At 68.3% G+C, this 20,847-nt stretch carries 20 protein-coding genes; 14 read left to right on the top strand and 6 right to left on the bottom strand.

What is annotated here, in order from left to right:
• Positions 1–21 precede the first annotated feature (21 nt).
• The 14 genes from ispG to PGB34_RS07035 all read left to right on the top strand — a co-directional run bounded on the left by ispG (position 22) and on the right by PGB34_RS07035 (position 14,808).
• Entirely contained in the window at positions 22–1,281 is a 1,260-nt protein-coding gene (ispG, locus tag PGB34_RS07100) for a flavodoxin-dependent (E)-4-hydroxy-3-methylbut-2-enyl-diphosphate synthase (protein WP_271427363.1), read from the top strand.
• 56 nt (positions 1,282–1,337) lie between these two features.
• Complete coding sequence (hisS, locus tag PGB34_RS07095) at positions 1,338–2,660, top strand: histidine--tRNA ligase (protein WP_271427362.1); 1,323 nt, start codon at positions 1,338–1,340, stop codon at positions 2,658–2,660.
• Positions 2,661–2,684: 24 nt separating this feature from the next.
• Positions 2,685–3,356, top strand: coding sequence for a YfgM family protein (locus PGB34_RS07090; RefSeq protein WP_271427361.1), 672 nt, complete (start codon positions 2,685–2,687; stop codon positions 3,354–3,356).
• Positions 3,357–3,377: 21 nt separating this feature from the next.
• Positions 3,378–4,520 (top strand): outer membrane protein assembly factor BamB, encoded by a 1,143-nt coding sequence (gene bamB / locus PGB34_RS07085; RefSeq protein ID WP_271427360.1) that lies wholly within the window; start codon positions 3,378–3,380, stop codon positions 4,518–4,520.
• Positions 4,521–4,658: 138 nt separating this feature from the next.
• The gene (der, locus tag PGB34_RS07080; RefSeq protein WP_271427359.1) at positions 4,659–6,017 is read left to right on the top strand and encodes a ribosome biogenesis GTPase Der; all 1,359 of its coding nucleotides are present in this window, start codon (positions 4,659–4,661) and stop codon (positions 6,015–6,017) included.
• A 136-nt stretch (positions 6,018–6,153) separates the two neighbouring features.
• On the top strand, positions 6,154–6,399 hold the full coding sequence (hfq, locus tag PGB34_RS07075) for an RNA chaperone Hfq (RefSeq protein WP_370630168.1): 246 nt from the start codon (positions 6,154–6,156) through the stop codon (positions 6,397–6,399).
• Between the two features lie 57 nt (positions 6,400–6,456).
• On the top strand, positions 6,457–7,632 hold the full coding sequence (hflX, locus tag PGB34_RS07070; protein WP_271427358.1) for a GTPase HflX: 1,176 nt from the start codon (positions 6,457–6,459) through the stop codon (positions 7,630–7,632).
• Positions 7,633–7,798: 166 nt separating this feature from the next.
• Positions 7,799–9,145: an FtsH protease activity modulator HflK gene (gene hflK, locus PGB34_RS07065; protein ID WP_271427357.1), complete on the top strand. Its 1,347-nt coding sequence runs from the start codon at positions 7,799–7,801 to the stop codon at positions 9,143–9,145.
• A 23-nt stretch (positions 9,146–9,168) separates the two neighbouring features.
• Positions 9,169–10,068: a protease modulator HflC gene (gene hflC, locus PGB34_RS07060; RefSeq protein WP_271427356.1), complete on the top strand. Its 900-nt coding sequence runs from the start codon at positions 9,169–9,171 to the stop codon at positions 10,066–10,068.
• Positions 10,069–10,104: 36 nt separating this feature from the next.
• Positions 10,105–10,293, top strand: coding sequence for a DUF2065 domain-containing protein (locus PGB34_RS07055; RefSeq protein WP_271427355.1), 189 nt, complete (start codon positions 10,105–10,107; stop codon positions 10,291–10,293).
• Between the two features lie 121 nt (positions 10,294–10,414).
• Positions 10,415–11,563 (top strand): ATP phosphoribosyltransferase regulatory subunit, encoded by a 1,149-nt coding sequence (locus PGB34_RS07050; RefSeq protein ID WP_271427354.1) that lies wholly within the window; start codon positions 10,415–10,417, stop codon positions 11,561–11,563.
• Between the two features lie 41 nt (positions 11,564–11,604).
• Positions 11,605–12,936, top strand: a complete 1,332-nt coding sequence (locus PGB34_RS07045; RefSeq protein WP_271427353.1) for an adenylosuccinate synthase — start codon at positions 11,605–11,607, stop codon at positions 12,934–12,936.
• Between the two features lie 44 nt (positions 12,937–12,980).
• Positions 12,981–13,505 (top strand): phosphoribosyltransferase, encoded by a 525-nt coding sequence (locus PGB34_RS07040; protein ID WP_271427352.1) that lies wholly within the window; start codon positions 12,981–12,983, stop codon positions 13,503–13,505.
• A 106-nt stretch (positions 13,506–13,611) separates the two neighbouring features.
• Positions 13,612–14,808 (top strand): PLP-dependent transferase, encoded by a 1,197-nt coding sequence (locus PGB34_RS07035; protein ID WP_271427351.1) that lies wholly within the window; start codon positions 13,612–13,614, stop codon positions 14,806–14,808.
• Positions 14,809–14,833: 25 nt separating this feature from the next.
• Here PGB34_RS07035 and PGB34_RS07030 read toward each other — a convergent pair whose 3' ends face one another.
• The 6 genes from PGB34_RS07030 to PGB34_RS07005 all read right to left on the bottom strand — a co-directional run bounded on the left by PGB34_RS07030 (position 14,834) and on the right by PGB34_RS07005 (position 20,846).
• On the bottom strand, positions 14,834–15,703 hold the full coding sequence (locus PGB34_RS07030) for an EamA family transporter (protein WP_271427350.1): 870 nt from the start codon (positions 15,701–15,703) through the stop codon (positions 14,834–14,836).
• Entirely contained in the window at positions 15,700–16,434 is a 735-nt protein-coding gene (locus tag PGB34_RS07025; protein ID WP_271427349.1) for a phosphonate utilization associated transcriptional regulator, read from the bottom strand. The genes PGB34_RS07030 and PGB34_RS07025 overlap by 4 nt, the downstream gene beginning before the upstream one ends.
• A gap of 124 nt (positions 16,435–16,558) precedes the next feature.
• Positions 16,559–16,885: a hypothetical protein gene (locus tag PGB34_RS07020; RefSeq protein WP_271427348.1), complete on the bottom strand. Its 327-nt coding sequence runs from the start codon at positions 16,883–16,885 to the stop codon at positions 16,559–16,561.
• Positions 16,886–17,018: 133 nt separating this feature from the next.
• Entirely contained in the window at positions 17,019–18,836 is a 1,818-nt protein-coding gene (locus PGB34_RS07015; RefSeq protein ID WP_271427347.1) for an AMP-dependent synthetase/ligase, read from the bottom strand.
• Positions 18,833–19,648 carry an ABC transporter ATP-binding protein gene (locus PGB34_RS07010; protein ID WP_271427346.1) on the bottom strand — a complete coding sequence of 272 codons (816 nt, stop codon included), beginning with the start codon at positions 19,646–19,648 and terminating at the stop codon, positions 18,833–18,835. The genes PGB34_RS07015 and PGB34_RS07010 overlap by 4 nt, the downstream gene beginning before the upstream one ends.
• A 4-nt stretch (positions 19,649–19,652) precedes the next feature.
• The gene (locus PGB34_RS07005; protein WP_271427345.1) at positions 19,653–20,846 is read right to left on the bottom strand and encodes an ABC transporter substrate-binding protein; all 1,194 of its coding nucleotides are present in this window, start codon (positions 20,844–20,846) and stop codon (positions 19,653–19,655) included.
• Position 20,847: the final 1 nt, after the last annotated feature.

Raw genomic sequence — 20,847 nt, 5'->3', positions numbered from 1 at the left:
CACCCAGGAGGGCCCTTCCCGATGAGCGAACTCCATCCCATCGCCCCGGCGGCGCCGCTGCCGCGCCGCTCGCGCCAGGCCCGCGTGGTCTGGGGGCCGCGCGTGGTCACCGTGGGCGGCGACGCGCCGGTGCGCGTGCAGTCGATGACCAACACCGACACGGTGGACGCCATCGGCACCGCGATCCAGGTCAAAGAGCTGGCCAATGCCGGCTCGGAGATGGTGCGCATCACCGTCAACACGCCCGAGGCCGCCGCGCAGGTGCCCTACATCCGCGAGCAGCTGGACCGCATGGGCGTGGACGTGCCGCTGGTGGGCGACTTCCACTACAACGGCCACCGCCTGCTGACCGAGTACCCGGACTGCGCCCAGGCGCTGTCCAAGTACCGCATCAACCCCGGCAACGTGGGCAAGGGCGACAAGAAGGACAGGCAGTTCGGCCAGATGATCGAGGCCGCCATGCGCTGGAACAAGGTGGTGCGCATCGGCGTGAACTGGGGCAGCCTGGACCAGGAACTGCTGGCCAGCCTGATGGACGTCAACAGCCGCCGCGCGCAGCCCTGGAACGCCAAGAGCGTGATGTACGAGGCGCTGGTGAGCTCGGCCATCGACTCGGCGAAGCTGGCCGAATCGATGGGCATGGACGGCGACCAGATCATCCTGAGCTGCAAGGTCAGCGGCGTGCAGGACCTGATCTCGGTCTACCGCGAACTGGCGCGCCGCTGCGACTACGCGCTGCACCTGGGCCTGACCGAGGCCGGCATGGGCACCAAGGGCACGGTGGCCTCGGCCACGGCGCTGTCCATCCTCTTGCAGGAAGGCATTGGCGACACCATCCGCGTGTCGCTCACGCCGCAACCCGGCGAGGCGCGCACGCAGGAGGTGGTGATCGCCTCCGAGATCCTGCAGGCGCTGGGCCTGCGCGTGTTCGTGCCCAGCGTCACGGCCTGCCCGGGCTGCGGACGCACGACCAGCACCACCTTCCAGGAACTGGCCAAGCAGATCGACGACTACCTGCGCATGCAGATGCCCGTGTGGCGCCACAAGTACCCTGGCGTGGAGGCGATGAAGGTGGCCGTGATGGGCTGCATCGTCAACGGCCCTGGCGAGAGCAAGCATGCCGACATCGGCATCAGCCTGCCCGGCACCGGGGAAGCGCCAGCCGCGCCGGTCTTCATCGACGGCGAGAAGGCCCTGACCCTGCGCGGCGAGAACATCGCCACCGAGTTTCATCAGATCGTCGAAAACTACATTGAGAAGAGGTTTGGCGCTCAGGTCTGAGTGTTTTGGGCGCGGGCTTCCGCGACAGGGCACAAGGCTGAACGCTCAACGAAGAAATGGCTGAAAAGATCAGTGCCGTCAAAGGCATGAACGACATCCTGCCGCCGGAGGCGGCGCGCTGGGAATGGCTCGAGGGCATCGTGCGCGAGCAGATGGCCCGCTTCGCCTACCGCAACATCCGCACCCCGATCCTGGAGCACACGGCGCTCTTCGTGCGCGGCATCGGCGAGGTGACCGACATCGTCGAGAAGGAGATGTACTCCTTCGAAGACCGCTCGGACAAGCACGGCCAGGCCGAGCACCTGACCATGCGCCCCGAAGGCACGGCCGCCGCGGTGCGCGCCGTGGTCGAGCACAACCTGCTGTACGACGGCGGCAAGCGCCTGTTCTACATGGGCCCCATGTTCAGGCGCGAGAAGCCCCAGCGCGGACGCTACCGCCAGTTCCACCAGCTGGGCATCGAGGCGCTGGGCTTTGCCGGCCCCGACGTGGACGCCGAAGTCATCCTGCTGGCCGCCTCGCTGTGGAAGCGCATCGGCCTGACCGACGTGCGGCTGGAGCTCAACAGCCTGGGCCAGCCGGCCGAGCGGGCCGCGCACCGGGCGCAGCTGATCGCGCACTTCGAGCAGCATGCCGACAAGCTCGACGAAGACGGCAAGCGCCGCCTGCACAGCAACCCGCTGCGCATCCTGGACACCAAGAACCCGGCCATGAAGGACGTGGTCGATTCAGCGCCGAAGCTGATCGACTTCCTGGGCGAAGCCTCGCTGGCCCACCTCAACGGCCTGCGCGCCATCCTCGACGCCAACGGTGTGGCCTACACGATCAACCCGCGCCTGGTGCGCGGCCTGGACTACTACAACCTGACGGTCTTCGAGTTCGTGACCGACCGCCTGGGCGCGCAGGGCACGGTGTGCGCAGGCGGCCGCTATGACGACCTGATCGTGCAGATCGGCGGCAAGAGCGCGCCGGCCGTGGGTTGGGCCATGGGCATCGAGCGCGTGCTGGCGCTGCTGGAAGAGCAGGGCGGGCAGGGCTTCGTGGCCCCGGTGCCCGACGTCTATGCCGTGGTGCCCGATGCGTCGGCGATGCCGGTGGTGCTGCAAACGCTGGTCGCACTGCGCGAGGCCGGAGTGCGCGTGCAGATGCATGCGGCCGGCCCCGACGGGCAGGGCAGCTTCAAGTCGCAGTTCAAGAAGGCCGACGCCAGCGGTGCGCGCTTTGCGCTGATCTTCGGCGCCGACGAACTGGCGCGCGGCGAAGTGACGCTCAAGGCCCTGCGCGACGGCAGCGGCGCCCAGCGCAGTTGCCCCTTGGCCGACGTGGCCCAATGGGCCGCCACCCTACAATTCCCGGCTGCTCAGGGCGCAACGCCCTGACGTCCTCACCTACAACGACAGCGCATGGCGACCCATCTCGACCTCGAAGAGCAGGAACAGCTCGACCGGCTCAAGCACTTCTGGAACACCTACGGCACCCTGATCACCTGGGTGCTGCTCATCGCGGCGGCGGCCGTGGTGGCCTGGAACGGCTGGCAGTACTGGCAGCGTTCGCAGGCCGCGCAGGCCGCCACGCTCTATGAAGAGCTGGACCGTGCCGCCAAGGCCTCGGACGCCGAGCGCGTGCAGCGCGCGCTCGGCGATCTGCAGCAGCGCTTTGCGCGCACGGCCTATGCGCAGCAGGCCGGCCTGCTGGCCGCCAGCAGCCTGAACACGCTGGGCAAGGCCGAAGAGGCCCGCACCGCGCTGACCTGGGTGGCGGAGAAGGCCGCGGATCCTGGCTACCAGGCCGTCGCCCGCCTGCGCCTGGCTTCGCTGCACATGGACGCACAGGCCTGGGAGCCCGCCCTGCAGCAGCTGGGCGGCAGCTTCCCGGCCGAGTTCCAGGCCCTGGTGGCCGACCGCAAGGGCGATGTGCTGCTGGCCCAAGGCAAGCGCGAGGAAGCGCGTGCCGAGTACCAGAAGGCATGGACTGCCTTCGGTGCCGAATCCGAATACCGCCGTCTGGTCGAGATCAAGCTCAACGCCGCGGGCGTCGACGTGAAGACCCTGGGTGCCGACGCACCCAAATCCTGATCGCTTTCTTTCGAATCGCCCATGAATCTCAAGTCCATCGTCGCCCCGGCTCCCGCGCTTCGTCTGGCCAGCCTGGCCCTGGCCGCTTTGCTGGTCGCCTGTTCGGGCACGCCCAAGCCCAAGCCGGCCGAGCTGCCCCCCAATGTGGCCGTGCTGGGCGTGAACCAGGCCTGGAGCGTGCGCGTGCCGGGCGTGACCCTGTCGCTGCAGCCCGCCGTCAATGGCGACACGGTGACTGTGGCCAGCACCGATGGCACGGTGGTGGCCGTGGACGCGCGCAGTGGCCGCGAGCTGTGGCGTGCCAACGCGGGCGCGCCGCTGACGGCTGGCGTGGGCAGCGACGGCGACCTGAGCGCCGTGGTCACGCGCAACAACGAAGTGGTGGTGCTGCAAGGCGCGAAGGTGCTCTGGAAGGAGCGTCTGGTGGCCGAGACCTTCACGGCGCCGCTGGTGGCGGGCCGCCGCGTGTTCGTCCAGCTGGCCGACCGCAGCACCGTGGCCTTCGACGGCCAGAGCGGCCGCCGCCTGTGGCAGCAGGAACGCAGCGCCGGCGAGGCGCTGGTGCTGCGCCGCCCCGGCGTGCTGCAGCCCGTGGGCGACACGCTGCTGGCCGGTGCCGGCGCGCGCCTGATCGGCATGAACCCGGGCAACGGCGCCTCGCGCTGGGAAGTGCCGGTCGCCTCGCCGCGCGGCACCAATGATGTGGAGCGCCTGGTCGACCTGACCGGCCCCGTGAGCCGTGTGGGCGACAACGTCTGCGCGCGCGCCTATTACGCGGCCGTGGGCTGCGTGGACACCTCGCGCGGCGCGCTGCTGTGGACGCAGCCGGCCGTGGGCGCCACGGGCGTGACTGGCGACGCAGACCGCGTCTACGGCACCGAAGCCAATGGCACGCTTGTGGCCTGGAACCGTGCCAACGGCTCGCGCGCCTGGTCCAGCGACCGCCTGCGCCTGCGTGCGTTGACGGCGCCGCTGGTGGTGGGCAACACGCTGATCGTGGGCGAAGACACGGGCACCTTGCACTTCTTCGCCAAGGCCGACGGCGCGCCCGTGAACCGCCTGCAGCCCGATGGCTCGGCCATTGCCGCGACCCCGGTGATGGCCGGCAACACGGTGGTGGTGGTGACCCGCAATGGCGGCGTCTTCGGCTATCGACCTGAATAAGATGTTCAACCCCCAAGCCGCTTCGCGGCTTCCCCTTCTGCTGCGCGAAGGGGGCGCGCCCAACGTTCCGGCGAAGCCGGCCCCGTGGGCGCCCTGGGAAATGCGCTTGCAACCTGAAGACAAGAAAGAGGTGGGCCCATGAAGCCTGTATTGGCGCTGGTCGGCCGACCCAACGTGGGCAAGTCCACGCTGTTCAACCGCCTGACGGGCACGCGCGACGCCATCGTGGCGGACTACGCGGGGCTCACGCGCGACCGCCACTATGGCAGCGGCAAGCAAAGCGGTCGCGAGTTCATCGTGATCGACACGGGCGGCTTCGAGCCCGATGCCGCCGCACACGACATCTACCGCGAGATGGCCAAGCAGACGCGCCAGGCCATTGCGGAGGCCGACGTGGTGATCTTCGTGCTGGACGCGCGCGAAGGCCTGTCGGTGCAGGATCACGACATCGCCAACGAGCTGCGCCGGCTGGGCAAGCCCTGCCTGCTGGCGGCCAACAAGGCCGAAGGCATGAAGGACAGCAGCCGGCTGGCCGAGTTCTATGAACTGGGATTCGGCGACGTGCACGCCGTGTCGTCGGCCCATGGCCAGGGCGTGCGTGCCCTGCTGGAGCTGGCGCTGGACATGCTGCCGCCGGCCGAGCCCGAGGATGAAGCGCTCAGCGAGGAAGATCTCGCGCAGCGTCCCATCCGCCTGGCGGTGGCTGGCCGGCCCAATGCCGGAAAGTCCACGCTGATCAATGCCTGGCTGGGCGAGGAACGGCTGGTGGCATTCGACATGCCGGGCACCACGCGCGACGCGATCACCGTGCCGCTGGAGCGCAACGGCCAGAAGTTCGAGCTGATCGACACGGCTGGCCTGCGCCGCAAGGGCAAGGTCTTCGAGGCCATCGAGAAGTTCTCCGTGGTCAAGACCCTGCAGGCCATCGAGTCGGCCAATGTGGTGCTGCTGCTGATCGATGCGACCCAGGGCGTGACCGACCAGGACGCGCACATCGCGGGCTTCATCCTGGAAGCCGGCCGCGCCGTGGTGATCGCCGTCAACAAGTGGGACGCGCTGGACGCCTACCAGCGCGAGCAGCTGCAGGGGCAGATCGAGAACCGGCTGCCCTTCATGAAGTTCGCGGCGCTGCACTTCATCTCGGCCAAGAAGCGGCTGGGGCTGGCGCCGCTTTGGCAGTCGATCACGCAGGCCCACAAGGCGGCGATGCGCAAGATGCCCACGCCCTTGCTCACGCGCCTTCTGCTCGAATCGGTGCAGTTCCAGGCGCCCAAGAAGAGCGGCATGTTCAGGCCCAAGCTGCGCTATGCGCACCAGGGCGGCATGAACCCGCCGCTGATCGTGATCCACGGCAATTCGCTCGAACATGTGAGCGACAGTTACCGGCGTTTCCTCGAGGCGCGCTTTCGCAAGGAATTCGACCTGGTGGGCACGCCGCTGCGCATCGAGTTCAAGACTTCCGAAAATCCCTACGCGGACAAGAAGAGCAGCTCTTGAAATGCGGCGCCGGGGCGCCAGTTGAAATCGGGCAGAGTCAGATTTTTCCCCGGGACTTTGCCTGTCTTTGCTGCAGCGCGGAAGCGCTGTGTTAAGGTGCCCGGTCCAACAACAACTCTTGAACACGGAGAATATCGTGAGCAATAAAGGGCAGCTTTTGCAAGACCCGTTCCTCAACACCCTGCGTCGCGAGCACGTGCCGGTTTCGATCTATCTGGTCAACGGCATCAAGCTGCAGGGCCAGATCGAGTCTTTCGACCAGTACGTCGTGTTGCTGCGTAACACGGTGACGCAAATGGTCTACAAGCACGCAATTTCCACCATCGTGCCGGGCCGCGCGGTCAACTTCTCGGTCAACGAGAACGAAGACGCGGGCGGCTGATCGGCGCGGGGGCCGGGTCCCTGGTTCGGGCCCGGCTTCTTGAACCTCGCCATCCGATTGTCTGAATCCATTCCACGCCAAGAAGGCGCCGTCGTTCTCGTCGGCGTCGACTTTGGCCTGCCTCATTTCGATGCCGAGCTCGAAGAGCTTGGCCTTCTTTCGCAGACCGCAGGCCTGTCCCCCGTCGCCCGCCTCACCTGCAAGCGCAAGGCGCCCGATGCGGCGCTCTTCGTGGGCAGCGGCAAGGCCGACGAGATCCGCGAGCTTGCCGAACTGCACCGCGCCAGCGAAGTCATCTTCGACCAGGCCCTGTCGCCGGCCCAGCAGCGCAACCTCGAGCGCGCGCTGGGTTGCGCCGTCTACGACCGCACCTTCCTGATCCTGGAGATCTTTGCTCAGCGTGCGCGCAGCCACGAGGGCAAGCTGCAGGTCGAGCTGGCAAGGTTGCAGTACCTGAGCACCCGCCTGGTGCGGCGCTGGTCCCATCTGGAGCGCCAGACCGGCGGCGCCGGCCTGCGCGGCGGCCCGGGCGAAAAGCAGATCGAGCTGGACCGCCGCATGATCGACGCGTCCATCAAGCGCACGCGCGAGCGCCTGACCAAGGTGCAGAAACAGCGCGGCACGCAGCGCCGCCAGCGCGAGCGCCGCGACACCTTCAACATCTCGCTGGTGGGCTATACCAACGCAGGCAAGTCCTCGCTGTTCAATGCGCTGGTCAAGGCCCGCGCCTATGCGGCGGACCAGCTCTTCGCCACGCTGGACACCACCACCCGGCACCTCTACCTGGGCGAGGGTGGGCGCCGCGTGTCCATCTCCGACACGGTGGGCTTCATCCGCGACCTGCCCCACGGCCTGGTCGACGCCTTCAAGGCCACGCTGCAGGAGGCCGTCGATGCCGACCTGCTGCTGCACGTGGTCGACGCCTCGAACCCGCACCATCCCGAGCAGATCGCCCAGGTGCAGCAGGTGCTGGCTGACATCGGCGCCCAGGATGTGCCGCAGTTGCTGGTGTTCAACAAGCTCGACGCGCTCGAGGCGGACCGCCGGCCGCTGCGGCTGGAAGACCATATGGCGCTGGACGACCGGCCGGTGCCGCGGGTGTTCCTGAGCGCCCATTCGGGCGAGGGCCTGCCGCTGCTGCGCCAGGCGCTGGCGTCGCGGGCCCAGGCGGTCGGCGCGGGCGAGCACATGACCCCTGCGCACGAGGCCGAATTCGACGACGCCGCCCATTGAGCGCGGCACAATAGTCGCCGTCAATCAAAGATCACTACGAATGAAGACAATGCCTGAGAGCGCCCCAGGGTCCGGTCTGTATCCGGCCCGCCCCCACGGAGGGACAAGCAAGTCAGGGGCCGCGCGGCGCTTTCTTGCCCGCCGTCTTGCGGGCCTGTTTCCGGGCATGTTCAACCTCAACGATGGCCGCTGGGGCCGGGGCGACGAGCCTTCGTCCTCCGACGGCGACCGTCCGGCCCCCCGGCCCGATGCCGATCCGCCCGGCTCGCCGCCTCCGGCGCCGCAGCGGCCGCGCGGCTCGCAGGGGCCCAACCAGGGCCCGCCTGACCTGGACGAGCTGTGGCGCGATTTCAACCGCAAGCTCGGCGGCATCTTCGGTGGCGGCGGTGGCAACCGCGGCAACGGCCCGCGTTCGCCGATGGGCGGCAACGGCGGCGGCAACAACTACAAGCCCGACATGAAGAACGCCGGCATGGGCATTGGCGTGATCGCCGTGGTGGCCCTGCTGATCTGGCTGGGCACGGGCTTCTTCATCGTCAACGAAGGCTATCAGGCCGTCATCACGCAGTTCGGCCGCTACAAGGAAACCGTGGGTGCCGGCTTCAACTGGCGCCTGCCGTACCCGATCCAGCGCCATGAAACGGTGATGGTCACGCAGATCCGCTCCACCGACGTGGGGCGTGACGCCATCGTGCGCAGCACCGGCCTGCGCGAATCGGCCATGCTGACCGAGGACGAGAACATCGTCGAGATCAAGTTCGCCGTGCAGTACCGCCTGAGCGATGCGCGCGCCTGGCTGTTCGAAAGCCGCAGCCCGTCCGAGACCGTGGTGCAGGTGGCCGAAACCGCCGTGCGCGAAGTGGTGGGCAAGATGCGCATGGACGCTGCGCTGGCCGAGGAACGGGACCAGATCGCACCGCGCGTGCGCACGCTGATGCAGCAGATCCTGGACCGCTACCAGGTGGGCGTGGACGTGGTCGGCATCAACCTGCAGCAAGGCGGCGTGCGTCCGCCCGAGCAGGTGCAGGCGGCCTTCGACGACGTGCTCAAGGCCGGCCAGGAGCGCGAACGCGCCAAGAACGAGGCCCAGGCCTACGCCAACGACGTGGTGCCACGCGCCGTGGGTACGGCCTCGCGCCTGATCGAGGAATCCGAGGCCTACAAGGCCCGGGTGGTGGCGCAGGCGCAGGGTGATGCGCAGCGCTTCGGCCAGGTGCTGACCGAGTACCAGAAGGCGCCGCAGGTCACGCGTGACCGCATGTACACCGATGCCATGCAGCAGATTTACGCCAACACCACCAAGGTGCTGGTGGACAGCAAGCAGGGCAGCAACCTGCTGTACCTTCCGCTGGACAAGCTGATGCAGATGAGCGGCCAGAACGCCCCCGCCCCCGTGGACGGTGCGCCGCCCAACGTGGCCGGCACTGCGCCGCCGCAATCGACCTCCATCCCCGTGGCGCCGCCGTCGTCCAGCGCGCGCGATGGCCGCTCGCGCGAGCGCGACGTTCGCTGAAGAAGCTCGAGGGGATCACAAACATGAACAGAATCGGATTCATTGCCGCCTCGGTCATCGTGCTGCTGATGGCGCTCAGTTCCATGGCCTTCGTGGTCGATCAGCGCCAGTTCGGCGTGGTCTACCAACTGGGCCAGATCAAGGAAGTCATCAAGGAACCAGGCCTGAAGTTCAAGCTGCCGCCGCCGGTGCAGAACGTGTCGTACATCGACAAGCGCCTGCTCACGCTGTCCAGCCTGGACACCGAGCCCATGCTCACGGCCGAGAAGCAGCGCGTGGTCATCGACTGGTATGTGCGCTGGCGCATCGTCGACCCCGAGCAGTACATCCGCAACGTCGGCCTGGACGAGAACGCGGGCGCAGTGCAGCTCAACCGCGTGGTGCGCAACGCCTTCCAGGAAAACATCAACAAGCGCACGGTGCGCGACCTGATCTCGGCCCGCCGCGAAGACGTGATGAACGACGTGCGGCGCGAGGTGCTGGCCGTGGTGCGCGGCGGCAATGGCTGGGGCATGGACGTCGTGGACGTGCGCGTGACGCGCATCGACTACGTGGAAGCCATCACCGAATCGGTCTATCGCCGCATGGAGGCCGAGCGCAAGCGCGTGGCCAACGAGCTGCGCTCGACCGGTTTTGCCGAGGGCGAGAAGATCCGCGCCGACGCAGACCGCCAGCGCGAGGTGACGGTGGCCAACGCTTACCGCGACGCGCAGAAGATCAAGGGCGAGGGCGACGCCCAGGCCGCGGCGGCCTATGCCGACGCCTTCGGCCGGGATGCCCAGTTCGCGCAGTTCTACCGCAGCCTGGAAGCCTACAAGCAGAGCTTCAACAAGAAGGGCGACGTGCTGGTGCTCGACCCCTCCGGCACCGACTTCTTCCGCGCCATGCGCAGTGCCACCCCGGGCGCTGCGCCCCGTCCCTGATGCCTTGGCTGCTGGGTAGGCAGCCGTGAGCCGCGTGTGAGCACCGAGGTGTTCTGGTCGGCACTGGCGCTGGTGCTGGTGCTCGAAGGGCTGCTGCCCTTCCTTTCCCCGGGCGGCTGGCGGCGCGGCTTCGGGCAGCTGATGCAACTGCGCGACGGCCAACTGCGCTTCTTCGGCCTGTGCTGCATCCTCGCGGGCCTGGCCTTGCTGTGGCTGCTGGGCTGAGCCCAAACAAAGCCACGCCACGCATCTTCCCCCATCCCGACCGGCGAGCGCAGCGAAGCGGCCTGGGGGTCGCGTCGCAGACCCCCGCTAGAATCCCTTTTTAACCACGGCCCGTTCCGCCATGTCCGCCTGGGTCCTCCCGGATCACCTCGCCGATGTGCTGCCCTCCGAGGCGCGCCACATCGAAGAACTCCGACGCCAACTCCTCGACACCGCCCGTAGCTACGGCTATGAGCTGGTCATGCCGCCGCTTCTGGAGCATCTGGAATCCCTGCTGTCCGGCACGGGAGAAGCCCTGGACCTGCAGACCTTCAAGCTGGTGGACCAGCTCTCGGGCCGCAGCATGGGCCTGCGCGCCGACACCACGCCGCAGGTGGCCCGCATCGATGCCCACCTGCTCAACCGCCAGGGTGTGGCCCGCCTGTGCTACTGCGGCCCGGTGCTGCACGCGCGTCCCGACCGCCCCCATGCCACGCGCGAGCCGCTGCAGTTCGGCGCCGAGATCTACGGCCATGCCGGCCGCGAGGCCGACCTCGAATCGCTGCTGCTGGCACTGGACTGCCTGTCGGCCGCCGGCATCTCCAAGCCCATCGTGGACCTGGCCGATGTGCGCATCGTGCGCGCGCTTTTTGCAGGCGTGATGGTGCCACCCGAGACCATCGCGCAAGTGCATGCCGCGCTTGCGACCAAGGACGCCAGTACGCTGCGCGAGCTGACGCGCGACTTCCCCGCCAGCGCGCGCGAGGGCCTGCTGGCGCTGCTGCAGCTGTACGGCGACGCGCGCGTGCTCGACGAAGCCGCACGTGCGCTCAAGGCCACGCCCGGCGTGCAGGCCGCGCTGGACAACCTGCGCTGGCTGGCCGAATCGCTGGAGGGCGCCGAGGTGAGCTTCGACCTGGCCGACCTGCGTGGCTACGCCTACTACAGCGGCGCGCGCTTCGCCATCTATGCCGAAGGCGCTTCCGACTCGCTGGCGCGCGGCGGCCGCTATGACGAGGTGGGGGCGGTCTTCGGCCGCAACCGCCCCGCCGTGGGCTTCAGCCTGGACCTGCGCGAACTGGTGCGCGTGCTGCCCACGCGAGCGCTGCGCGCCGCCGTGCGCGCGCCCTGGTCCGAGGACGCCGGCCTGCGCGCGGCCATCGCCGCGCTGCGCGCCCAGGGCGAGACCGTGGTCTGCATGCTGCCGGGCCACGAGAGCGAAATCGACGAATTCCATTGCGACCGCGCGCTGGTGCAGCGTGCCGGCCAATGGACGGTCGAGGCCGCCTGAACACTTTCATCTTTCCACCAGCGATACACAGACATCACATCATGAGCGTGACTACCGGACGTAACGTGGTCGTCGTCGGCACCCAATGGGGCGACGAAGGCAAAGGCAAGCTGGTCGACTGGCTGACCGAAAGCGCCCAGGGCGTGGTGCGCTTCCAGGGCGGCCACAACGCGGGCCACACGCTGGTCATCAACGGCGTGAAGACGGCGCTGCACCTGATCCCCAGCGGCATCATGCGCCCCGGCGTGACCTGCTACATCGGCAACGGCGTGGTGCTGTCGGCAGCCAAGCTGTTCGAGGAGATCGAGGGCCTGGAAAAGGCGGGCGTGGAAGTGCGTTCGCGCCTTCGCGTGTCGGAAGCCTGCCCGCTGATCCTGCCCTTCCACGCCGCGCTGGACGTGGCGCGCGAGGCCTACCGCGAAAAGGGCGGCATCGAGAAGATCGGCACCACCGGCCGCGGCATCGGCCCGGCCTACGAAGACAAGATCGCGCGCCGCGCGCTGCGCGTACAGGACCTGAAGAACCCGGCGCGCTTTGCCGAAAAGCTCAAGGTGCTGCTGGAACTGCACAACCATGTGCTGGTCGAGGTGCTGGGCGCGCCTGCCATCGATTTCGACACGGTCTACAACGAGGCCATGAAGCACGCCGAGCTGCTCAAGCCCATGATCGCCGACGTCTCGCGCGAGCTCAACGAGCTGCACCGCAACGGCGGCAACCTGCTGTTCGAAGGCGCGCAGGGCACGCTGCTGGACGTGGACCACGGCACCTACCCCTACGTCACCTCGAGCAACTGCGTGGCCGGCAATGCCGCCGCCGGTGCGGGCGTGGGCCCGGGCATGCTGCACTACATCCTGGGCATCACCAAGGCCTACTGCACCCGCGTGGGCGGCGGTCCCTTCCCGACCGAACTGGACTGGGAAGTGCCCGGCACGCCCGGCTACCACATGAGCACCGTGGGCGCCGAAAAGGGCGTCACCACCGGCCGCTCGCGCCGCTGCGGCTGGTTCGACGCCGCGCTGCTCAAGCGCTCGGCCCAGGTCAACGGCCTGTCGGGGCTGTGCATCACCAAGCTCGACGTGCTGGACGGCCTGGAAGAACTGAAGCTGTGCACCGGCTACGAGCTGGACGGCGAGCACATCGACATCCTGCCCATGGGCGCAGACGAGATCTCGCGCTGCGTGCCGGTGTACGAAACCATCGAAGGCTGGACCGAAAGCACCGTGGGCGTCACGCAATACGACAAGCTGCCCGTCAATGCGCGCCTGTACCTGCAGCGCATCGAGCAGGTGACCGGCGTGCCGATCGCGCTGATTTCCACCAGCCCGGACCGTGACCACACGATCATGATGCGGCACCCGTACCTGGCGGATTGAGCCCGTTCCGCCATCCACGAAGAAACGACGGAGAAGAAAAGCCCATGCTGACCGAAGACGGCAAACATCTGTACGTGAGCTACGACGAGTACCACAACCTGATCGAAAAGCTCGCGATCAAGGTGCACCAGTCGGGCTGGGAGTTCGACAACATCCTGTGCCTGGCGCGGGGCGGCATGCGCCCTGGCGATGTGCTTTCGCGCATCTTCGACAAGCCCCTGGCCATCATGTCCACCAGCTCCTACCGCGCCGACGCCGGCACGGTGCAGGGCCATCTGGACATCGCCCACTACATCACCACCCCCAAGGGCGAGATCGCGGGCAAGGTGCTGCTGGTGGACGACCTGGCCGACTCCGGCCACACGCTCAACGCCGTGGTCGATCTGCTGCGCACCAAGTACAAGCCCATCACCGAGCTGCGCAGCGCCGTGCTCTGGACCAAGGGCCTGTCGACCTTCACGCCCGACTACTCGGTGGAATTCCTGCCCACCAACCCCTGGATCCACCAGCCCTTCGAAGGCTATGACTCGCTGCGGCCCGAGAAGCTGATCGAGAAGTGGTCGGTCTGAAGGCTTTGCGCCGGATCTGAATGAAAAGCCGCTCGCCCGAGCGGCTTTTTCATGGGCGCTGACCAGGGCCTTGGGCATGAGCAGGTGGCTGTACTAGCATCGCCGCATGAGCCTGTCCTCCACCGACCTGATCCACCATCCCTACACCCCGCCCGAAGGCTTCGACGCGCCGCAGCCGGCCGTTCACAAGGCCTCGACGGTCTACTTCAAGGACGTGGCAGCGATGCGCGCGCGCGACTGGCGCAGCAAGGCTGGCTACACCTACGGCCTGCATGGCACGCCCACCACCTTCCTGCTGGAAGAGCGGCTGGCCGCGCTGGAAGGCGGCACCGAATGCCTGCTGGTGCCCAGCGGGCTGGCGGCCATCTCGTTGGTGAGCTTTGCGCTGCTCAAGCGCGGCGACGAGGTGCTGATCCCCGACAACGCCTACGGCCCCAACAAGGCACTGGCCACGGGCGAGCTGGCCAACTTCGGCATCACGCACCGCCTGTACGACGCGATGAATCCGCAGGACCTGCACGACAAGCTGTCGGAGCGCACGCGACTGGTGTGGCTGGAAGCGCCGGGCTCGGTGACCATGGAGTTCCCGGACCTGATCGCGCTGGTGGCCGCCTGCCGGGCGCGCGGCGTGACCACGGCCCTGGACAACACCTGGGGCGCGGGCCTGGCCTTCGACCCGTTCGCGGCCGCGGGCGTGGACATCTCGGTGCACGCGCTCACCAAGTACCCCAGCGGCGGCGGCGACGTGCTGATGGGCAGCGTGGTCACGCGCGACGAAGCCCTGCACCTGAAGCTCAAGCTCTGCCACATGCGCATGGGCTGGGGCGTGGGCGCCAACGATGCGGAGAGCGTGCTGCGCAGCCTGCCCAGCCTGCCGCTGCGCTACGTGGCGCACGACCGTAGCGCGCGCGAGCTGGCCCGCTGGTTCGAGGGGCGCGAGGAGATCGTGCAGGTGCTGCACCCCGCGCTCGAGGACTCGCCCGGCCATGCGCACTGGCGGGCGCTGTGCGGCCCGCAGGACCTGGCCGCGGGGCTGTTCTCGGTGGTCTTCGATGCGCGCTTCGGCATCGAGGCCGTGGACCGCTTCTGCGACGGCCTGGGCCTGTTCAAGCTGGGCTATTCCTGGGGCGGACCGGTGAGCCTGGTGGTGCCCTACGACATCGGCCTGATGCGCGATGCCAGCGTGAGCCGCTGGCCGCACAAGGGCACGCTGGTGCGCTTTTCCATCGGCCTGGAGGCGGTGCAGGATCTGCGGGCCGACCTGGCCCAGGCCCTGGAAGGCATGCACGCCGAGCCGGCCTGACGGGCCTGTTGTTTCCTGCTGAGCTTCAGCCCGCGCGCAGCGCCATGACGCCCACCACCATGGCCAGCACGCCCACGGCCCGGTGCGCGCCAAAGGGCTCACGCAGCCACAGCGTGCCGATCAGCACCGCGAAGAGCACCGAGGTTTCGCGCAGCGCGGCCACCACCGCCACTGGCGCGCGCGTCATGGCCCACAGCGCAATCGCATAGCTGCCCAGCGAGGCCAGCGTGCCCAGCCAGGCCACGCGGGCGCGCCGGCGCAGGTAGGCGAAGGCGGCCGCGCGCCCGGCGGGCCCGCGCCGCCACAGCACCAGCAGCAGATAGGGCAGGCCATCGAGCACGAACAGCGCCGCCACATAGGCACCCGCATCGCCTGCGGCGCGCACGCCCAGGCCGTCGACCACGGTATAGACGGCGATGATCGCCGCGTTGCACAGGGCAAAGCGCAGCGCCTTGCCGTGCTGCCCGCCCACCGCATGCAACTGTGCGGGCGACAGGCCCAGCACCAGCACGCCCACGCAGATGGCCAGCACGCCGGCCCAGGCAATGGGCGAGAGCTGCTCCCCGATCAGGCCCTGGCTGCCCAGGGCCACCAGCAGCGGTGCGCAGCCGCGCATGAGCGGGTAGGTCAGACCCAGATCGCCGTGCTGGTAGGCGCCCGCCAGCGCGATGTAGTAGCCGATGTGGATCAGCGTGGAGGCGGCCAGGAACGGCCAGGCCGCGGCCGCGGGCAGGCCCGTGACGGCCAGCAGGGGCAGCGCGAAGAGCACGCCCAGGCTGTGCACCAGCCCGGTGTCCAGGGCCTTGTCGGGCGCCGACTTGATCAGCGCGTTCCAGCTCGCGTGCAGCAGCGCGCCGACCAGCACCGCGAGGATGACGGGTGTGCTCAGCGTCATGCGCCGCGCCTGCCCTGGGGCCTGGCCTCGGTGCTGGCGCTGACGGCGGGGGAGGCGGCCGCGAACTTCGAGCGCGTGAGCTCGCGGCTGTTCATCACATGCGTGTACATGGCCTGCCCGGCGGCATCGGCGTCGCCCGAGGCAATGGCCTTGACGATCTGGCGGTGCTCGCGCGCGAAGGCCAGCATCGACGCGGCGCTGAGGTTCTGGCGCCGCAACAGCGAAAGCTCCTTGACCAGCTTGCGGTAGGTGGCCGTGAGCTTGGCATTGCCCGCCAGCAGCAGCAGGCGGTCGTGGAACTGCAGGTTCAGCCGGTGGTAGGCCTGGGGGTCCACTTCCCTGGCTGCCTGGTCCATCGCATCCACGCACTGCCGCAGTTCGCGCACATCGGCGCTGCCGGCGGTCTGGGCCACCTTGCGTCCCACGTAAAGGTCCATCACGGCGCGGACCTCGAAGATTTCCAGCGCTTCGTCAATGGGCAGGTCGCGCACGAACACACCGCGGTTCTTTTCGGTGCGCACCAGGCCGGCTTCTTCGAGCAGCCTGAAGCACTCGCGCACCGGGCCGCGCGAGACGCCCAACTGCTCGGCCAGCGTGGATTCGGTCAGCTTGGCGCCGGGCTGCAGGCGGCCGTCCAGGATCATCTGCTCGATCTCGTGGTGGACCAGCCTGGCCAGCGAATGACCCTGGAGCTGGGCGATGGTGGGCGAGGGTGGGGCGGGGTCGCGCATGGCAGTGAAGCCGGTCATCAAGGAATCGCAGATTGTCTACGATCTTCAATGTGCAGGTGGCTTGAGCTAATGGCCTCCGTGATTCGCCTGCGCGGCGCTGCATGCGAGCGCCGCGCGGCTGGGTTCAGCCTTGTTGCTGCTGCTGCACGCGGTGCTTGAGCGACGAGGCCTTGTCGTGGGCGCCCATCACGGCCTGCCGGACGGAGGCATCGACGGAGCCCGCCTGTTCGCAGGCGGCCTTGAGCTGGTCGGCCGACTTCTCGATGTCCATCACGGCCTGCTTGAGCGCGGAGGGGTCGTCCAGTTCACGCTTGGTGCGGGCGAGCTGGTGGAACTGCTGTGCCTGCTGCTGCAACTGCCCTTCGACCGGCGCCTTCTTCAGGGCCGCGATGACTTCGTCTGCAGCCTGCTCGAGCGCGTCGACTTCCTGTTTCAGTGCCTGGGTGTTCATGGGGTTCTCCGGTTGGATAGGGGAACCCCAGCTTGCGACGGGCGCGGCGGCGTGCGGGCGCGCCGCAGGCCGCATCTTCTTGTGGGAATAGACCTGCTGCCGGGGCGCCGTGCAGGTAGCGGGCGGGCGCGCGTCAGCCGCCTGCGTAAAGCCCCTCGATCTCTGCCGCGTAGGTCTTGTAGATGCTGGAGCGCCGCACCTTCATGGTGGCCGTGACCTCGCCGTCGTCATGGTCCAGCTCCTTGGTCAGCAGGTGGAAGCGCCGGATCTGCGCCACCTGGGCCAGGCGGCTGTTGCCGCGCGTGATCTCGGCCTGCACCAGATCGCGCACCTGCGCCAGTTCCACCAGCGAGCGGAAATGCGTGAAGGCCAGGCGCTGGGCCTCGGCCCACTTGCCCACGGTCTCGTAGTCGATCTGCACCAGCGCGGCCACGAACTTGCGGCCCTCGGCCACCACGATGCATTCCTTGATGAAGGGGCTGCCCTTCATCTGGTTCTCGATCTCCGAGGGCGTGAGGTTCTTGCCGCCGGCCGTGATCATGATGTCCTTGAGCCGGTCGACGATGCGGATCTGCCCGTCTTCCTCCAGCCGCACCACGTCGCCCGTGTGCAGCCAGCCGTCCTGGATGGCCGCCGCGGTGGCTTCGGGGTTCTTGTAGTAGCCCGCGAACACCATCTCGCCGCGCAGCTGCAGCTCGTCCTGCGCGCCCAGGCGCACTTGCACGCCCAGCGTGGCCGGCCCCACGGTGCCCACGCGCACCGCATCGCGCCGGTGGCCCGTGACCATGCCGGTGGATTCGGTCAGGCCGTACACCTCCACCAGCGGCACGCCCAGCGTGCGAAAGAAGCGCACCACGTCGGGCGGGATGGGCGCGGCGCCGGTCAGCGCCACCGCCGCGCGGCGCAGGCCGATGAAGTTCTGCAGCGCGCGCAGCACGCTCCAGTAGGCCAGGGTGTGGCGCAGGCGCTCGCCCGGCGTCCAGGCGCTGCGCGGCTTTTCGGCCAGCGGCGCGCAGGCGGCCAGCGCACGGGTGTAGAGCGCGCGCCGCAGCCGGCCGGTTTCCTGCATCTTGATGGTGATGCCGGCATGCAGCTTTTCCCAGATGCGCGGCACCCCCAGGAACATCGTGGGCGCCACTTCGCGCAGGTCTTCCTGCACCGTGCGTATCGATTCGCCGAAGTTCACCTGCGTGCCCAGGTACAGCGGCACGAAGCTGGTGAACATCTGCTCGGCCACATGGCACAGCGGCAGGTACGACAGGTGCGTGGTGCGCGCGTCCAGGCCCAGCCGGTCCACGATGCCGGGCACCACGCCCCGGATGTTGCGCCACGACACCATCGCGCCCTTGGGCGCGCCCGTGGAGCCCGAGGTGTAGATCATCAGGCCGATGTCATCCAGGCGCTGCGCGGCCAGCGCGGCGCGGATGCGCGCATCGCCTGCGGCCGCGTCGATGGCCGCACCCGCGGCTTCCAGCTCAGCAAAGCTCAGGATGCGTGCGCGCGCATCGGGCCCGTAGCTGGCCAGGCCCTTGGTCTCGACCACGACGATGCGGCGCAGTTTGGGCAGCTGTTCGATGGCCTCCAGCACCTTGTCGGCCTGCTCCTGGTCTTCGCAGACCACCACCTCCACGTCGGCATGGCCCAGCACATAGGCCACTTCGTGCGTGGGGCTGGTGGGGTACACGCCCACGGTCACGGCGCCGATCAGGCCGGTGCCCATCTGGGCCAGTACCCATTCGACGCGGTTCTCCGACAGCACGCCCACGTGGCTGCCCGCGCCCAGGCCCAGGCTGGCCAGGCCAAGCCCCACATGACTGGCGCGGCGCAGGTAGCCGGCCCAGCTCAGCGGCTGCCAGATGCCGAAGTCCTTCTGCCGGATGGCGATGGCATGGGGCTGGCGCTGCGCCTGTTCGTGCAGCATTTGCGGCAGTGTTTTTTCGGGAAGGCTCATGAAAGCCACCTCTTGCGCCGCTTGTAGTGCTTCAGGTCCCTGAAGCTGCGCGCCTCGCCGCTGCCGCCCACGCCCAGGTAGAACTCGCGCACGTCGGGGTCGGCGGCCAGGCGCTGCGCGCTGCCGTCGATCACGATGCGCCCGCTTTCCATGATGTAGCCGAAGTCGGCCACGGCCAGCGCCACGCTGGCGTTCTGCTCCACCAGCAGCATCGACACGCCGCGTTCGGCGTTGATGCGCGCGATGATGGTGAAGATCTCCTCCACCAGCATGGGCGACAGGCCCAGCGAGGGCTCATCGAGCAGGATCAGCTGCGGCTGCGCGATGAGCGCGCGGCCGATGGCCAGCATCTGCTGCTCGCCGCCCGAAAGGTAGCCCGCCAAGCCCTTGCGCCGCTCGTGCAGGCGCGGAAAGTAGCTGTAGACCGCGTCGAAGTCCGCGGCCCCGGCCTTGCGCCCCGTCAGCGCGTAGGTCGCGGCCACGAGGTTGTCTTCCACGCTCAGGTCCTCGAACACGCGCCGCCCTTCCATCACATGGGCCAGGCCGCGGCGCACCAGAAGGTGCGCGGGCACCTGCTCGGTGGGCTCGCCGCCAAAGCGGATCTGGCCGGCCTGCAGCTCGCCGTCTTCCAGCGGCAGCAGGCCGCAGATGGCCTTGAGCGTGGTGGACTTGCCGGCCCCGTTGCTGCCCAGCAGCGCCACGATCTGCCCGCGCGGCACGGCCAGCGACAGCCCGCGCAGCACCTGCACCACCTTGTTGTAGACCACCTCGATGTTGTTGACCTCGAGGATGGGGGCGACCTCAACGCTCATGGGTTCAGAGCTTGATCCAGTCGCTGGCCGCAACCATCTTCTGCGCCTTCATGTCGGCCCGGTACACGCGCCCCACCGGCAGCGAGTTGCCGCTGATGGTGATCGGCGTGCCGATGATCCCGCCGGTGTCGAAGTCCTTCAGCGTGTTCAGCGATGCCTTGAGGTTCTTGCCGTCCAGCGGCTTGCCGGCCTCCAGCGTGCGCTTGGCGGCCTCGGTGAACAGCATGGCCGTCAGGAAGCCCTGGATGTAGGCCGTGCTCTGGTACTCGGGGCGCAGCGCGCGGATCTTCTCGAGCATCGGCGCCTTCTCGGTGTCGTAGTAGTAGCGGAAGGGCATCACGCCCATGAAGCCGTCGCCGGCCTCGCCCATCTTCATGACGGTGGAGCTGTCCATGGTCCAGAAGGTGCCCATCCACTTGCTGCTCATGCCCTGCTGCTTGCCCTGCTGGATGAACTCGGGGATGGGCGCGAGGATGTAGCCATGGAAGATGGTGTAGTCGGGCGCGGCGCGACGCAGCTTGATGACCTCGGTGGACACGTCCACGCTGCCGGCCGGCGTCATGATCTTGATCGGCACCGCGAGGCCCAGCTTCTTGGCCGCGGCTTCGCTGGCCTCGATGGGGTCGCGCCCGAACTCCGAATCGCTGTAGACGAAGGCCACCTTGGCGCCGGGCTTTTCCTTGGCGATGTGCTTGAGCAGGATGCCGATCTGCTCGGTGTAGTCGGGCCCCACGAGGAACTGGTTGGGGTACTTCTTGGGGTCGTTGAGTTCCGAGGCGAAGGAGGCGCCGGCCATCAGGATCTGGCCGTTGCGGTCCAGCTCGGGGTTGATGGTCTTGGCAAAACCCGTGGAGTCGCCGTAGTAGAGGTTGACCTTGTTCTGGCTGGTGATCTTCTTGAAGGCCGCCACCGAGACGTCGACCTTGTAGCCCGTGTCCTCGGGCACGTAGCGCAGCTTGCGGCCCTTGATGCCGCCCGCGTCGTTGACGATCTTCACGTAGTCGGCGATGCCGGCGTTGATGCCGATGCCCGCGAAGGCGAACACGCCGGTCATGGGGATGGAGCCGCCGATCACGATGTCTTCGGCCTGGGCGCGCACTGACAGCGGCAGCGCGCCTGCGGCCAGTGCGGCGCCGGTGCCCAGCACCAGGTGGCGGCGGTTCAGCGAGGAAGTGCTCTTGGCAGTTGCGTGCAGCATG

The organism is Xenophilus arseniciresistens (assembly GCF_028023875.1).
In the GTDB taxonomy this organism is placed as follows: Bacteria; Pseudomonadota; Gammaproteobacteria; order Burkholderiales; family Burkholderiaceae_C; genus Xenophilus; species Xenophilus arseniciresistens.
The sequence above is the reverse complement of the archived record's forward strand: the minus strand, read 5'-3'. Positions and strand labels throughout refer to the sequence as shown.

Excerpts from the sequence above, each read along its gene's own strand:
- PGB34_RS07015 (WP_271427347.1), bottom strand. The coding sequence starts at position 18,836 with ATGAGCCTTCCCGAAAAAACACTGCCGCAAATGCTGCACGAACAGGCG.
- PGB34_RS07090 (WP_271427361.1), top strand. The coding sequence starts at position 2,685 with ATGGCGACCCATCTCGACCTCGAAGAGCAGGAACAGCTCGACCGGCTC.
- hisS (WP_271427362.1), top strand. The coding sequence starts at position 1,338 with ATGGCTGAAAAGATCAGTGCCGTCAAAGGCATGAACGACATCCTGCCG.
- PGB34_RS07035 (WP_271427351.1), top strand. The coding sequence starts at position 13,612 with ATGAGCCTGTCCTCCACCGACCTGATCCACCATCCCTACACCCCGCCC.
- PGB34_RS07040 (WP_271427352.1), top strand. The coding sequence starts at position 12,981 with ATGCTGACCGAAGACGGCAAACATCTGTACGTGAGCTACGACGAGTAC.
- der (WP_271427359.1), top strand. The coding sequence starts at position 4,659 with ATGAAGCCTGTATTGGCGCTGGTCGGCCGACCCAACGTGGGCAAGTCC.
- ispG (WP_271427363.1), top strand. The coding sequence starts at position 22 with ATGAGCGAACTCCATCCCATCGCCCCGGCGGCGCCGCTGCCGCGCCGC.
- PGB34_RS07025 (WP_271427349.1), bottom strand. The coding sequence starts at position 16,434 with ATGCGCGACCCCGCCCCACCCTCGCCCACCATCGCCCAGCTCCAGGGT.
- hflC (WP_271427356.1), top strand. The coding sequence starts at position 9,169 with ATGAACAGAATCGGATTCATTGCCGCCTCGGTCATCGTGCTGCTGATG.
- PGB34_RS07045 (WP_271427353.1), top strand. The coding sequence starts at position 11,605 with ATGAGCGTGACTACCGGACGTAACGTGGTCGTCGTCGGCACCCAATGG.
- PGB34_RS07020 (WP_271427348.1), bottom strand. The coding sequence starts at position 16,885 with ATGAACACCCAGGCACTGAAACAGGAAGTCGACGCGCTCGAGCAGGCT.
- PGB34_RS07030 (WP_271427350.1), bottom strand. The coding sequence starts at position 15,703 with ATGACGCTGAGCACACCCGTCATCCTCGCGGTGCTGGTCGGCGCGCTG.
- hflK (WP_271427357.1), top strand. The coding sequence starts at position 7,799 with ATGTTCAACCTCAACGATGGCCGCTGGGGCCGGGGCGACGAGCCTTCG.
- PGB34_RS07050 (WP_271427354.1), top strand. The coding sequence starts at position 10,415 with ATGTCCGCCTGGGTCCTCCCGGATCACCTCGCCGATGTGCTGCCCTCC.
- PGB34_RS07010 (WP_271427346.1), bottom strand. The coding sequence starts at position 19,648 with ATGAGCGTTGAGGTCGCCCCCATCCTCGAGGTCAACAACATCGAGGTG.
- bamB (WP_271427360.1), top strand. The coding sequence starts at position 3,378 with ATGAATCTCAAGTCCATCGTCGCCCCGGCTCCCGCGCTTCGTCTGGCC.
- PGB34_RS07005 (WP_271427345.1), bottom strand. The coding sequence starts at position 20,846 with ATGCTGCACGCAACTGCCAAGAGCACTTCCTCGCTGAACCGCCGCCAC.